The sequence below is a fragment of the Corallococcus sp. 4LFB genome, assembly GCF_046520365.1.
Lineage (GTDB): Bacteria > Myxococcota > Myxococcia > Myxococcales > Myxococcaceae > Corallococcus > Corallococcus caeni.
This window is the reverse complement of sequence record NZ_JBKGHJ010000219.1, coordinates 1-13,441: the sequence shown is the minus strand read 5'-3', so window position 1 is coordinate 13,441 and position 13,441 is coordinate 1. Positions and strand designations below refer to the sequence as shown.

Here is a 13,441-nt window from a genome sequence, read left to right as displayed (position 1 = left end):
CCCTCGGGGACGCCGGTGCCGGAGGACGCGCGGGGCGAGGGCTCCGTGGAGGCCGGGGGGTCCGTCCGCGGCGGGTGAGCAGCGCGGTGGCGTGTCGGATCCGGGGCAGGAGCCTGATTCTGGGCGGGCGGCTTCGGGCGTCGGAACGGATCCGGGCAGTGGCTCCGGAGCAGGGCGCGGTCGCGGGGCCAGTGGCGACCCTTCGGATCCGGGCAGTGGCTCCGGAGCGGAGCGCGGTCGTGGGGCCAGTGGCGACCCTTCGGATCCGGGCAATGGCTCCGGCGCGGAGCTTGGCCGTGTGGCCAGTGGTGGTCCGTCGGATCCGGGGCAGGAGCCCGGTTCGGGACGGGGGCGCGCGGCGGGTGAGGGCGATTCGGACGCAGGCCAGGAGCCCGGTTCGGGACGCGGTGACGCTTGGGTCGCGGGCCCGGAGGGTTCTCCGGAGCAGGGCCGCGACGCGACGGACGGTGCGCCTTCGGATCCGGGTGCCAGCACGGGCGAGGGTGCCGACTCCGGCCGTGGGCGCAAGTCCGGGATGCTGGCGGACCTGCCGGACGCCCCTCCGGCGGACGAACCCGCTTCGCAGGGCGGGGGGCTGCTCGGAGACCTTCCTCCTCCGGAGGTGGCGCGGGCTCGCGCGGCGGTGCCGGTGACGCCGGCTCCGGTGGCGTCGGGTCCGGGCGGCAAGCGCTCGCTGCTGGACGACATCCCGGATGCGACGGAGCTGGCGGCGGCCGCGGCGCGCAACAAGGCGGCGGCGAACGCCAAGGACACGGAGGCGCTCGCGGCGAAGTACGAGCGCGAGATGCACGAGAAGATCGCCAAGGAGCGGGCGAAGCAGTCCTTCATCGAGCGCTATGGCGCGAAGACCGTGGCCCTCTTCGTGGCCCTCATCTTCCTGGGCGCGAGCGCCGGCTTCTTCATCCTCTACCGCTCCCGCCAGGGCGGCCAGACGCTGTCGGAGACGCTGGAGCTCGCGAAGCGCGCCATCGCGCAGGACACGGGGGCGTCACTGGATGAGGCGCTCCGGCAGCTGGACCGCGCGCGCGACATGGACGAAGCGAGCCCGGCCGCGTGGGCGCTCGCGGGCTACGCGCACGCGCTGCGCTACCTGGACCACGGCGCCAACGCCGACGACCGCCGGCTCGCGCTGGAGGCGCTGGAGAAGCCGGGCGTGAAGGAGGGCTTCAACGGCCTGGTGCTCGCCACCAACGCACTGGTCGCCGATGACCGGGGCCGCGAGCCCGCGCACCGCGCGCTGCTCGCCTCGCAGGACGACGTGACGGAGGTGCACGCGCTCGCGGGCAGCCTGCTCATCGCCGCCAAGGACGAGAAGAAGGCCCTGGACCGCTTCGACCGCGCGCTCAAGGCGTCGCCGGGCAACGTGCGCGCGCTGGTGGCGCTGGGCGACTACTACCTCGCCTCCGAGGACTTCCCGCAGGCGCTGGAGATGTTCAAGCGCGCGCGCGAGGTCTCCAAGGAGCACCCGGCCGCCCGCATCGGGATGGCCGAGAGCCGGCTCGCGCTGGAGCAGGACCTGGACGCGGCGCTGGCGGACGTGGCGCCGCTCGCGCAGGACCCGAAGCTGCCCCCCGCGCTCCAGCCCCGTCAGCACCTGGTGCACGGCGAGCTGCTGTCCGCGCTGGGCAGGTACGAGGAGGCGCGAGTCATGCTCTCCAAGGGCACGCAGGGGCCGCTGGCCATGGACTTCCAGCTGGCGCTCGGGGCCGCGGGCCGCGCGGCGGGCAAGCTGGAGGCCGCGCAGCAGGCCTACGAGGCCGCGCTGAAGCTGCAGCCCAAGAGCGAGGCCGCGAAGGAGGGCCTGGGGCGCACGCTGCTGGACCGCGACCGCGAGAAGGAAGCGCTGCAGCGGCTGGAGGCGGACGGCGGCCGCAAGGTGTCGCTGGTTCGCGGTGCCGCCTACGCGCGGCTGGGCGACTGGAAGCGCGCCCGCGTGGAGCTGGGCAAGACGCGCGTGAACGACCGCTATCCGCCGGAGGCCGTCGCGTGGCTCGCGCTGGCGGACGCGAACGAGGGCAACGGCGCCCAGGCGCGCGACGTGCTGGAGAAGGCGCTGGCCAAGAAGCCCCGCACGGACCTGCGCGTGGCGCTGGGACAGGTGTACTGGCGTGAGCGCGCGCTCGACAAGGCGCAGGCGCAGTTCGACGAGGCGCTGAAGGACCCGCGCGACTACGAGGGCGCGTGCTCGCTGGGGCGGCTGCTGCTGTCGCGCGGCCTGCCGGACATGGCGCTCAAGCCGCTGACGCAGGCGGTGGAGCGCAACGGCGCGCACGGCGAGGCGCGCGACGCCCTGGGCCGCACGCTGCTGGCGCTGGGCCGGACTCCGGAGGCGCTGAAGCAGTTCGAGGCGTGGCAGCTGGACAACCCGGGCAACGCGGCCGCGCAGAAGGGCTTCGCGCTGGCGCTGTACCAGTCCGGCCGCCTCAAGGAGGCGGAAGGGGCGTCCGGCCGCGCGGTGAAGCTGGCGCCGGAGGACGCGGAAGGGCAGCGGCTGCGTGCGGCGCTCCTGTTCGCCAACGGCGACGCGAGGGGCGGCTTCGCGGCGCTGGAGCGCGCCAACAGGCTGGACTCCAAGGACCCGGACACCTTCTGCGAAATCGCCCAGGCGTTCCTGCGCCAGGGGCAGGTGGAGAGCGCGGACGCCGCTTCGCGGCGCGCGGCGCGAAGGCCGGACGCGACGTGCGGCCGCGTGGGCGAGCTGTACACGCAGCTGCCGGGCGGCGGACGCGGCGCGGCGCGCACGCTGAAGGACCTGGCCGACAAGGCGCCCACCGTCTGGGACAAGGCCTTCGCCCAGGTGACGCTGGCGCGCGTGCTGCTGGGCGCCGGGGCCGTGAAGGAGGCCCGCGCGGCGGCGGACGAGGCCGTGAAGCTGGCTCCGTACAACGGGCGCGCGTACCTGGCCCTGGGGCTGGTGGCCTTCAAGCAGCGGCAGGAGGCCCCCGCGCGCGAGGCGCTGGCCAAGGCCGTGGAGCTGGAGCCCACGGACGGCCTGGCGCACCTGGCGCTGGCGGACGTGCTGGTGCGCGAGTCCTCGGAGCTGCCCCGGGCGGTGGAGGCCTACGAGGCCTTCCTGAAGCTGGCCGGGGGGGCGCCGGAGGCAAACCGGGTGAAGAAGGCCCTTCCGCTCCTCAAGCGCCGGGCATCGCGCTAGCGTGGTGGACGTGAGCGAGCAGCGGCCCCCGTCCTCCCCCCTGCTGAAGGTCATGTGGGGCAACGCCTTCCTGCTGTCGGTGCTCTACCTGCTGACGGGCATCGTCGTGGAGTCCATCCGGCGGCGGTACCACGCGCCCTTCTTCGAGCGGCTCTCCATGGCGCTCGACTCGCTGCCGGCGCGGGCGCTGGAGCTGGTGCACGCGATGGAGCCGCTGCGCGGCGCGTACTTCACCGGCCGCATCTCCGACCTGGGCGTGCGCGTCGTCTTCGGCATCGTCACCGTGGCGGTCATCTTCCTGCTCGCCCTGGTGGTGGGCGCCATCATGGCCGTGCTGCGGTGGGCGCTCCTGCGCGCCAGCCGCGGTGGGAACGGCCCTCCTCCCGGCAACGGCTAGCGGCGCGACTTCGCCTTGCGGATGCGGGGGGCCACGGGCGCCGCCTGCGGCTCGTGGCCCGCCGCGCGCGCCATCAGGCAGATGTCCACCACCTTGGGGCCGAAGCGCTCCCAGCGGCTCTCCCCGGTGCCCTTCACCGCGAGGAAGGACTCGCGGTCCACCGGCAGCGCGGCGGCCAGCCCCAGCAGCGTCGCGTCGTTGAAGATGATGAAGGGCGCGATGCCCAGGTCCCTGGCCAGGTCCTTGCGCCAGCGGCGCAGCTCCGTGGACGCAAGCTCGCTGTACACCCTCACCGGCGCCCCGGACGCGGCGGCGCGGAGCGCGAGGCGGAGCCGGAGGGCTTGGGCATCATGCTGCCCGCGCACCGGTCGCACTTGCCGCACACCGCCGCCGCGTCCGCCTGCCCGAAGTAGCGCAGGATGAACGCGCGCCGGCACGTCGGCGTGTACGCGTAGTCCGCCATCCGCTTGAGCATCAGCCGGTTGAGCCGCTCCTGCTCGCGCACCCGGGAGAGGTCCACCGTCAGCTCGCGGAACGGCACGCGCTCCAGCGCGCGGATGGAGCGCCCCGCGAACGGCTTGCGCACCCGCACCACGCCCGACTTCTCCAGGAGGCCCAGCGCGTGCCGCACGTCGTCCTCCGTCAGCCCGGTGCGCCGCGCGAGGATGGGCAGCTCCGTGGTGGCCTGCCGCCCCACGGGGAAGGTCTCCAAGAGCGAGCGGAGCAGCCGCTGCGACTCCGCCGCGTGCGGATGCGCGCTGGCTGCCTTGTCCGTCAACGTGATGCCGTACTCGCCCTCACCCCGGCCGCCACGCTCCAGCTTGCCCTCGCGCTCGAAAATCTTGAGGGCGGCGGAGACCTCGAACTCGCTGGCGCCCACCATGCCCGCGAGCGCGTGCACGCCCCGGTCGAACTCCTCCACGGCCTGGAGCTGCGCCCAGACGTCCGACAGCACGGCCTCGGACGGGTGGCTGCTCTCGATGAGGCGCTCCTGCGTGTACACGTCCGCGTGGTTGAACAGGAGCACCGCCGTGGCGGGGTTGCCGTCGCGGCCCGCGCGGCCAATCTCCTGGTAGTATGCCTCCACCGCCCGGGGGATGTTGGCGTGCGCGACGAAGCGGATGTCCGGCTTGTCGATGCCCATGCCGAAGGCGTTGGTGGCCACCGCCACCGCCTCCTTCGAGGACATGAAGGCCTCCTGCGCGCGGCGGCGGGCGTCGTCCTCCATGCCCGCGTGGTACAGCACCGCGTTCAGCTTGCGCGTGACGAGCGCGGAGTGCATCCCTTCCGCCGCCTTGCGCGTGGAGCAGTAGATGATGCCGCTGCCGCCCTTGGCCGCCAGGCTCGCGCACGCGTCCCGGCGCTCCTCGTCCCCGCTGACGTTCACCACGTCCAGGAAGAGGTTGGGCCGGTCGAACCCCTGGGCGAACACCGCCGGGTCCTTCATCAACAGCACGCGGACGATGTCCTCGCGCACCTCCGGCGTCGCCGTGGCGGTGAGGGCCACCGTGCGCGGGGGGCGCAGCCGCTTTCGCACCTGGCCCAGCAGCGCGTAGTCCGGCCGGAAGTCGTGGCCCCACTGGGAGATGCAGTGCGCCTCGTCCACGGCGAGCAGCTCCACGCCCAGCCCGGACACCAGCTCCAGGAAGCTTCCGCTGCGGAAGCGCTCCGGCGCCACGTAGAGCAGCTTGTACTCGCGGGCGCGCAGCTTGCGCAGGCGGTCCGCCCGCTCCACGTCCGACAGGGACGAGTTGATGTACGTGGCCGGGATGCCCTTCGCGGTGAGCTGCTCCACCTGGTCCTTCATCAGCGCGATGAGCGGCGACACCACCAGCGTGATGCCCGGCAGGAGCAGCGCCGGGAGCTGGTAGCACAGGCTCTTGCCCGCGCCCGTGGGCATCACCACCACGGTGTTGCGGCCGCTGAGGACGGAGCTGATGACGGGCGCCTGGCCGGGGCGGAACTCCGACAGGCCGAAGTGCCGCACCAGTCCCCGCTGGGCATCTTCGAGGAAGGGCAGGGACTCCGTCATCGCGCGCATGTTCACCATCCTGGATCGGCCGTCAACGCCAATCCCCTCCGTGGCACCGGTGCCCCCACCTCACAGCTCGAGCCCCGGAGGAAGGGGAACCGCCAGCGCGGCCCGTTTCCGCGCCACCTCCTGGCGCAGCGCCTCCGTCCGCTCCAGGTCCAGGCGGCCGTCCACGACGACGTCCCCCTCGCGCGCGCCCGGCGGCAGCCGCCAGCGCTCCACCGTGCACGCCTGCCCTCCGTCGGTCCGCACCACCTGGGCCCGCGTTTCCTCCAGCACCTCCACCCGCACGGGGCTGGTCCCCAGCGCCAGCAGCACGCCCGCCCCCATCACCAGCCCCCGCCCGTGACGCACTTGCGCCGCCCCTCCCGCTCGCTGTCCGGCAGGATGCCCCGCTCCAGCATCGACACGAACGCGCTGTCCCCCACGACGACGTGGTCCAGGAGCTTCACGCCCAGCAGCCCCGCCGCCCGCGCCAGGTGCTCCGTGAGCCCCACGTCCTGGACGCTGGGCTCCGGGTCCCCCGAAGGGTGGTTGTGCGCGAACACGATGGCCGTGGCCCGCGAGGCGAGCACCGCGGCGAACACCTCGCGCGGATCCACCGGGCACGCGCTCAGCGTTCCTTCCGCCACCCGGGCGTCGTGCACCAGCACGTTGCGCGGGTTGAAGCACAGCACGTGGAACACCTCGCGCCTCAGCGCGCCCAGCGTGGGCGCCAGGTACGCGTGCACCTCCTTCGGCGTGCGCAGCCGGGGCCGCTTCTCCGCGGAGCGCTGCGCGCGCGGCCCAGCTCCAGCGCCGCCAGCAGCCGCGACGTGCGCGCCGGCCCCACGCCCCTCCGTGCGCACAGCACGCGCGGATCCTCCTGCACCAGCGCCTTGAGCCCGCCCCTCGCCACGCCGTCCGCCGCGTCCCCCAACCCCTCCGTCCACAGGAGCCCCAGGAGCTCCAGGTCGGTGAGGGCCTCCGCGCCCAGCCGGAAGAGGCGCTCTCGCGCATCCCCCAACGCCGAGCCGCGCGCCCTCACCGACCTGCCATTCGTGGCTTCCCCTTCGCCCGGCTCCGCCCACGCCTCTCCGCCCTGTTCCATCCCGCCTCCCTCCACGCGGCGTGGGCCTGAGCAAGGCACGTGCCTTCGGGGTCCACTCCCGGACACCGCTGGCGCGCCCGTCCAGCCACGCGTGAAGCGGCCCGGTGGCGGGACGGACAGCGATGCTCCACCCGCACTCCTGACGTGCGAGGAGCCAAGAAGCGCGGCGGGCGGCTAGAAGCGGGAGATGGCGAAGAAGCCCTTGATCTTCTCGTTCGTCTCTCGAAGCCGCTCGCTCAGCGTGCGGACGAACGTCCATAGGAGGACGTAGGCCAAGTCCTTGTCCGTGAACATCAGCTGGTCCAGCTTCGCGCGCTCGATGACCCACACCGTGCACGAGGTGTGGGCGATGGCGTCCGCGGAGCGGGGCGAATCCTCGATGACCGCCATCTCTCCGAAATACTGGCCGGGTTCGAGGATGGCGAGCGCCTCCTCCCCGATGCCCGGCACGGATTTGGAAATGCGCACCTTGCCGTCGGCGAGGATGAACATGTCCTGGCCGGTGTCGCCCTCGCGGAAGATGAAATCCCCGGCGGGGTGGGTCCGGGACCGGGCAATCCGGGCGACCTTGGCGAGCTGGCCCTGGGTCAATCCCTCGAAGAGCGCAACCTTCTTGAGGACAGCGGCATCCATGGGGTCCAGGTTCGTATCATGGCCAGGACGGCGGCGTCTGTTACCGTCCGGCCCCGTCAACGTATGAGCGCAGGAGGCGCCGTGTCGCAGGACAAGATCCAGAAGGTCACCATCATCGGCTCGGGCCCGGCGGGCTACACCGCCGCCATCTACGCGGCGCGCGCCAACCTGGAGCCCGTGGTGTTCGCTGGCGGCCCCACCCTGGAGCACCCCCAGCGCGTCCCGGGCGGCCAGCTCATGGTCACCACCGACGTGGAGAACTACCCCGGCTTCCCGGAGGGCATCACCGGTCCGGAGCTGATGGAGCGCTTCCAGAAGCAGGCGGAGCGCTTCAACACCGTCATCCACATGGAGAACATCACCAAGGTGGACTTCTCCCAGCGGCCCTTCCTGCTGGAGAGCGAGAGCGGCATCCAGGTGCGCTCGGAGACGGTCATCATCTCCACGGGCGCCACGGCCAAGTGGCTGGGCGTCAAGGGCGAGGACACCTACAAGAACCGCGGCGTGTCCGCGTGCGCCACCTGCGACGGCGCCTTCTACAAGAAGCAGGACGTGCTGGTGGTGGGCGGCGGCGACACGGCCATGGAAGAGGCCACGTACCTGGCGAAGATCGTCAACCACGTCACGCTCATCCACCGCCGCGACTCGCTGCGCGCGTCCAAGGTGATGCAGGAGCGCGCGCTCAACAACCCGAAGATCTCCTTCATGTGGAACTCCGCCGTGGAGGAGGTGGTGGGCGACGCGAAGGGGATGACGGGCGCCGTGGTGCGCAACCTCAAGACGGGGGACAGCCAGCTCGTGAACGCGCACGGCCTGTTCGTCGCCATCGGCCACACGCCGAACACGGAGCTGTTCCAGGGCATCCTGGAGACGCACCAGGGCGGCTACCTGAAGACGATTCCGGGCAGCACGCGCACCAACATCGAGGGCGTGTTCGCCTGCGGCGACGTGCAGGACAGCTACTACCGCCAGGCCATCACCGCGGCGGGCACCGGCTGCATGGCCGCCATCGACGCGGAGCGCTGGCTCATCGAGCACGGCGAGTAGGCCCCTCCTTTTCCTTTCCGTCCTGAGCGAGACGACACGCGCATGAGCACGAAGCAGAAGACGGTGGCGGTGCACGCGGGCTCCCGGCTCACCGGGAGCAAGGCCGTGCCCGTCATCCCGCCCATCTTCCCGGCGGCGGTGAACTGGTTCGACAGCAGCGACGACCTGTCCGACGCGCTGGACGGAAAGGACTACGCCTACGCCCGCATCAGCGCGCCCAACTCCGCGCTGCTGGAGGAGGCGGTGGCGGCGCTGGAGGGCGCGGAGGCCTGCGTCGCCTACGCCAGCGGCATGGCCGCGCTGCGCTCGCTGTTCGACGCGCAGCCGTGGAAGGCCGGGGACGTGCTGGTGATGCCCTCGGACGGCTACGGCGTCACCCGGGCGCTCTACAAGAACCTGTGCGCCCGCTGGGGCGTGGAGCTGCGGCCGCTCGACCAGACGGACGCGGACGCGCCCGCGCGCATCCGGGAGTGGCGCCCGCGCCTGGTGCTGGCGGAGAGCATCTCCAATCCGCTGCTGCGCGTGCCGGACCTCCGCGCGCTCGCGGAGGCGTGCCGGGACGCGGGGGCGGTGTTCGCGGTGGACGCGACCTTTCCGTCCCCCTTCGGCCAGCGCGCGCTGGAGCTGGGCGCGGACTACGCGGTGCAGTCCACCAGCAAGTGGCTCAACGGCCACAGCGACGCGCTGGGCGGCACGGTCAGCGGTTCCAGGGCGCGCATCGACCCGCTGCGGTCGGCGCGCATCCTGTCCGGCGACGTGCTGGGCCCCTTCGAGGCGTGGCTCACGCTGCGCGGCCTGCGCACGCTGCCCGTCCGCATGAAGGCCCACAACGAGCACGCCGCCCACGTGGCGAAGCGGCTGTCGGACTCGCCGCTGCTGGAGCGGGTCATCTACCCGGGTCTTTCTTCCCACCCGGACCACGCGGTGGCGGCGCGGGTGCTGGAGGGCGGCTTCGGGCCCATGGTGGCGTTTGAAATCAAGGGCGCGGGGCAGAAGGAAGGCGACCGGTTCCTGGAGGCGCTGCGGGTGGCCAAGCCCGGGCCTTCGCTGGGAGACGTGGGCACGCTGGTGATGCACGCGGCCAGCGCCAGCGCCCGCCGGATGACGCCCCAGGAGCGCGCGCAGGCGGGCATCCGCGACAGCCTCATCCGCGTGTCCGTGGGGCTGGAGGATCCGGACGACGTGGCGGACGACCTGCTCGCCGCGGTGGCGAAGGGGGCCGGCCGGTGAAGATGGTGGACGTCGGCGACAAGCCGAAGACGGAGCGCGTGGCGGTGGCCACCGCGCGCCTCAGGATGCTGCCCGCGACGCGCGAGCGCATCCTGGCGGGGAAGGTGGAGAAGGGGGACGTGCTCGCGGCGGCGCGGCTCGCCGGCATCATGGCCGCCAAGCGCACCCCGGACTTCGTGCCCCTGTGCCACCCCATCGCGCTCGCGGGCGTGGACGTGACGCTCGCGCCCGTGGGCGAAGGGCTGGAGATCCGCGCGCGGGTGAAGACGGTGGACCGCACGGGCGTGGAGATGGAGGCGCTCACGGCCGCGTGCGCGGCGGCGCTCACCGTCTATGACATGTGCAAGAGCGTGGACCGGGGCATGGTCATCGAAGCGGTGCAGCTGGACCACAAGTCCGGCGGCCGCTCCGGCACGTGGGAGCGCGAGGAAAAGGCCGCGTCGCCCAGGCCCGCCGCCGCGCCGAAGTCCCGCCGCAAGACGTCCCGGCCCCGCGCCGCGCGGTGAGGCTCAGGGCGCGGCCTGGCGCTTCGCTTCCGCGCGCAGCCGCTCCAGGAAGAAGGCCACCACCACCAGCGAGTGCGTGATGTGGCCTTCCAGGATGAGCCGGGGCAGGTCCGCTCTCGGGTACAGCTCCACGGCGATGTCCTCGCCGTCGTCCGGGTTCCCGTCGCTCACGCGCTCGCAGTCGAGCGCCAGGTAGCTGAAGCAGCGGTTGGACTGGAAGGCCGGGTTGGGGTGCACCTCGCCCAGCGGCTCCAGCCGTCCGGCGCGGTAGCCCGTCTCCTCCTCCAGCTCGCGCGCGGCGGCCGTGGCCGGATCCTCTCCCGGGTCGATGACGCCGCCCGGCACCTCCAGCGTCGGCGCGTCGATGCCGAAGCGGAACTGGCGCACCATCACCAGCTCGTCCTGCTTCGTCACCGCGATGACGTTCACCCAGTCCGCGCACTCCAGCCGCACGCGCCCGTGCTCCAGGTTCGTGCGGGGGTCGGCCACCACGTCCTCGCGCACCTGCACCACCGTGAAGTCGTGCACCAGGCCGCGGCGCAGGCGCGGCCAGGGCTTCACCTTCGACTTGGGCGATTCAGGCGCGGACGCCATGCGGGGGTTCCCTTTCAGTTGAGCAGCTCGGCCCGCTCGCGCAGCTCCCGCGCGGACAGCTCCAGGCGCTCGCGGTCCGGCGCGTCCGGCGACAGCTCCAGGCAGCGCTCCACGTCCTTCAGCGCCGCGCGGAAGGCGCCCATCGTGGTGAGCAGCGACGCGCGCGTGCGCAGTTCGCCCGGGTGGTCCGGGGCCAGTAGCAACAGCAGGTCCACCACCGCCAGCCCGTGCTGGCTGTCGTCGCGCCCCAGGTACACGCGGCGCAGGTTGGACAGCATGCGGTACGCGATGAGCTCCACCGGCGCGGGCGCGAGCATCGCCCGGTCGAACTTGAGCTGCGGCGCCACGCGCTTGAGCAATTCCTCGCAGCCGTGCTCCGTGAGGATGTCGCCGTGGTGGAAGGGGTCCATCACCAGCTTGTGGTCGCCCGCGTCGCACGCCACCAGGAAGTGGCCGGGGAAGGGGACGCCGTACAGCGGGATGCCCGCGCGGCGCGCGACCTCCAGGTAGAGCACGGAAAGCGTTATCGGCAGCCCCACCTTCCGCTCCAGCACCCGGTCCAGGAAGCTGTTGTCCGGCGAGTGGTAGTCGTCCTCGTTGCCCCGGAAGCCCTCGATGTCCGCCAGCACGTGGCGCAGGGCGCGCAGCGGGGCCAGGGCCTCGCCCTTCTCTCGCAGCCGCTCCGCCTCCAGCTGCACCCTCGCGGCCAGCGCGTCCAGCGTGTGCAGACACGCCGGGGCGTCCAGGTCCTCACGGCCCAGCGTGGCGATGGCCAGGGCCGCCAGGTCCAGCCGGGGCGGGTCCGCGGCCAGGGAAGACACCAGCCGCTCGCGCGCCAGGGGCGGGCCGAATCCAGAGGGAAAACTCACGGTGCGCACCTGTAACCCACGGAAGCTCCTCACGGCAAAGGCAGGCGGCCGAGCGTCAGGCGCCCGGCGGTGCCGCGGGCAGGCGGCCCTTGATTTCCGCCCGGATGGCCATGTGCGCGGAAATCAGCCCGGCCAGGATGCCGTCCTCGAACTCGAAGGAGGGGTGCTCCTTGAGCTCGGGGAAGTCGTGCGGGTTGCGCAGCTCCTCCGGCCCGATGTTGGGCACCGCCTCGCGCGCCAGCCGCAGCACCTTCGCCTGCTGCTGGGCAATCATCCGCTCGTAGAGGGGAGAGGCCAGGGCCAGGAACTCGTTCGCCGTCTCTTCCGTCATGGTGTGTGCCTCTAACCTCACTCTTGGGCGATGTCCCACTTCATGCGTCGGTAGGTGTAACGGAAGGCCTCGGCGTTCGCTTCGACGGCGTCCCCCGTGGCCTCCCGCCCGTCCAGGAAGGCGACGAAGTCGAACTGCCGGCCGGGCTGGCCGTATTCAGCGTCGAACACGCGCACGAGCTCGTTCGCCGGCAGCGTCCTGCGCCCCGCCACGCTCACCAGGGGGATGTCCAGGCCCTTCATGTCCTTTGACGGGGCGTAGGACTTCCACACCAGCTCCGTGCACACCAGCGACTGGTCCGAGAAGAAGTCGAAGTTGAAGTCGTACGGCCGGCCCTGGAAGGTGAAGGCGCGCAGGATGGCGCGGGCCTTGTCCACCTGGGACACCCGGGGCCGCAGCACGCCCAGGTAGTCCACGTGCATGCCGTGCTCCACGCCGGTGAAGCTCACGCCCTCGCTGATGGATTCGATGATGCGCACGGGGTCTCCGTGCGCGTCCTTGCCGGTGTACTCGGCCCACTTCGCGGGGAACGCCTTCGCCAGGTGGCCGGTGAACGTCTCCGGGTGGCCGGGCAGCGTGGCCACCCAGGCCTTCACCTCCGGGTCCGCGTCGAACGCCAGGGCCAGTTCCCGCGCGGTGCCCAGGTACAGCTCCGCGTGCGGCCAGAAGCCCGGCAGGCCGATGTTGGACAGGAACCAGTTCTGCCGCGCCACCATCACGTCGCCTGGGGCCATGCGCGGCAGGAGCGCCAGCGTCTGCTCCCGGGAGATGAGCGGCCGGCCCGAGCGGTGCACGCGCGTGTCGCCCATCCACTCGGCCACCGTCTTCTGCAGCGGGAACACCGCCCGCGCCGTCGTGTCCTGGGTGAGGTCCGCGGCGGCCCTGGCGAAGAGCACCGGGCCGCGCTTCAGCAGCCGCGTCCGGGCCGCCCTGCTGTCCTCCCGCATGGCCTGGAAGAGCGCGGGGACGCCGGGCTCGCCCAGCAGGCCGGACTTCGCCAGCACCGGGTGCAGCGTCGCGCGGTAGCCGTCGCCCGTGAAGAGCTGCGTGCTGGTGCCCACGTGGACGACCTTCTCCTTGAAGCGGCTGAAGGCCCGCGCGGGCAGGCCGTACGCGGGGCCGGGCTCGTCCAGCAGCACCTCCAGCTGCGCCTGTCCCCCGGCGAGGTCCGCGAAGGCCATGCCCTGCGCCAGCTCCGCCGCGAGCGCCGCGTGGGTGAGGAGGAAGCCCCAGGCGTGCTTCTTCGGCTGGGTGAGGGCGGGCACCTTGAGGAAGTCCCAGTAGCGCTGGCGCACCACCTCCGTGGAGACGAAGCAGTCGAAGAAGGCGGCCCAGGTGGACACCAGCAGCTGCTTCTCGTCCGGGGTGTACGGCACGTCCTTGTCGCGCCGGTACAGCGCCCTGGCGCGGAACGCCTCCTGCCGCAGGCGGCGCAGCCCATTGGTGCCCTGGCGCAGCAGCTCCAGGTCGCGGCGGGCCTGGGCGACGAAGGCCGCGTCGTCCAGCGCGTAGACGTCGCGCGGGGCCTGGAGGGCGG

General features: G+C 72.5%; 13 protein-coding genes and 1 pseudogene. 5 read left to right on the top strand and 9 right to left on the bottom strand.

All coding sequences use genetic code 11. The annotated features are described in order from the left end of the window. The first annotated feature begins 535 nt into the window (after positions 1-535). Both ACLEQD_RS22660 and ACLEQD_RS22655 read left to right on the top strand, forming a co-directional pair. On the top strand, positions 536-3,175 hold the full coding sequence (locus tag ACLEQD_RS22660; protein ID WP_410386657.1) for a tetratricopeptide repeat protein: 2,640 nt from the start codon (positions 536-538) through the stop codon (positions 3,173-3,175). A 52-nt stretch (positions 3,176-3,227) separates the two neighbouring features. Further along, positions 3,228-3,572 carry a hypothetical protein gene (locus ACLEQD_RS22655; RefSeq protein ID WP_410386662.1) on the top strand — a complete coding sequence of 115 codons (345 nt, stop codon included), beginning with the start codon at positions 3,228-3,230 and terminating at the stop codon, positions 3,570-3,572. On the opposite strand, the pseudogene ACLEQD_RS22650 reads toward ACLEQD_RS22655, so the two are convergent. The 5 genes and pseudogenes from ACLEQD_RS22650 to ACLEQD_RS22630 form a co-directional block, all read right to left on the bottom strand. Beyond that, a pseudogene (locus ACLEQD_RS22650) lies at positions 3,569-5,622 on the bottom strand (RecQ family ATP-dependent DNA helicase). The gene ACLEQD_RS22655 and the pseudogene ACLEQD_RS22650 sit on opposite strands and share 4 nt — an antisense overlap. Before the next feature lie 51 nt (positions 5,623-5,673). Next, positions 5,674-5,934, bottom strand: a complete 261-nt coding sequence (locus ACLEQD_RS22645) for a DUF3006 domain-containing protein (protein ID WP_410386660.1) — start codon at positions 5,932-5,934, stop codon at positions 5,674-5,676. Next, positions 5,934-6,335 (bottom strand): JAB domain-containing protein, encoded by a 402-nt coding sequence (locus ACLEQD_RS22640; protein ID WP_410386655.1) that lies wholly within the window; start codon positions 6,333-6,335, stop codon positions 5,934-5,936. The genes ACLEQD_RS22645 and ACLEQD_RS22640 overlap by 1 nt, the downstream gene beginning before the upstream one ends. Then, on the bottom strand, positions 6,299-6,694 hold the full coding sequence (locus tag ACLEQD_RS22635; RefSeq protein WP_410386653.1) for a hypothetical protein: 396 nt from the start codon (positions 6,692-6,694) through the stop codon (positions 6,299-6,301). Before ACLEQD_RS22635 ends, ACLEQD_RS22640 begins: the two co-directional genes overlap by 37 nt. 174 nt (positions 6,695-6,868) lie before the next feature. After that, entirely contained in the window at positions 6,869-7,327 is a 459-nt protein-coding gene (locus tag ACLEQD_RS22630; protein ID WP_410386651.1) for a Crp/Fnr family transcriptional regulator, read from the bottom strand. An 81-nt stretch (positions 7,328-7,408) separates the two neighbouring features. Here ACLEQD_RS22630 and trxB point away from each other — a divergent pair, with 81 nt between their 5' ends. From trxB to moaC, 3 genes are read left to right on the top strand one after another with little or no spacing between them, the layout of a single operon-like run. After that, the gene (trxB, locus tag ACLEQD_RS22625; RefSeq protein WP_410386649.1) at positions 7,409-8,374 is read left to right on the top strand and encodes a thioredoxin-disulfide reductase; all 966 of its coding nucleotides are present in this window, start codon (positions 7,409-7,411) and stop codon (positions 8,372-8,374) included. Between the two features lie 42 nt (positions 8,375-8,416). Continuing rightward, positions 8,417-9,604 (top strand): trans-sulfuration enzyme family protein, encoded by a 1,188-nt coding sequence (locus ACLEQD_RS22620; RefSeq protein WP_410386648.1) that lies wholly within the window; start codon positions 8,417-8,419, stop codon positions 9,602-9,604. After that, on the top strand, positions 9,601-10,110 hold the full coding sequence (gene moaC / locus ACLEQD_RS22615) for a cyclic pyranopterin monophosphate synthase MoaC (RefSeq protein ID WP_410386646.1): 510 nt from the start codon (positions 9,601-9,603) through the stop codon (positions 10,108-10,110). Before ACLEQD_RS22620 ends, moaC begins: the two co-directional genes overlap by 4 nt. A gap of 3 nt (positions 10,111-10,113) precedes the next feature. Here moaC and ACLEQD_RS22610 read toward each other — a convergent pair whose 3' ends face one another. The 4 genes from ACLEQD_RS22610 to ACLEQD_RS22595 form a co-directional block, all read right to left on the bottom strand. Beyond that, entirely contained in the window at positions 10,114-10,704 is a 591-nt protein-coding gene (locus tag ACLEQD_RS22610) for an NUDIX hydrolase (protein ID WP_410386644.1), read from the bottom strand. Positions 10,705-10,718: 14 nt separating this feature from the next. Further along, entirely contained in the window at positions 10,719-11,543 is an 825-nt protein-coding gene (locus tag ACLEQD_RS22605; RefSeq protein WP_410386658.1) for a SirB1 family protein, read from the bottom strand. Between the two features lie 85 nt (positions 11,544-11,628). Beyond that, a complete protein-coding gene (locus ACLEQD_RS22600; RefSeq protein ID WP_410386642.1) occupies positions 11,629-11,904 on the bottom strand; it encodes a hypothetical protein in 276 nt (91 codons plus the stop codon). Positions 11,905-11,921: 17 nt separating this feature from the next. Continuing rightward, the coding region (locus tag ACLEQD_RS22595) for a YiiX/YebB-like N1pC/P60 family cysteine hydrolase (RefSeq protein ID WP_410386640.1) at positions 11,922-13,441 on the bottom strand (1,520 nt) is incomplete at its 5' end.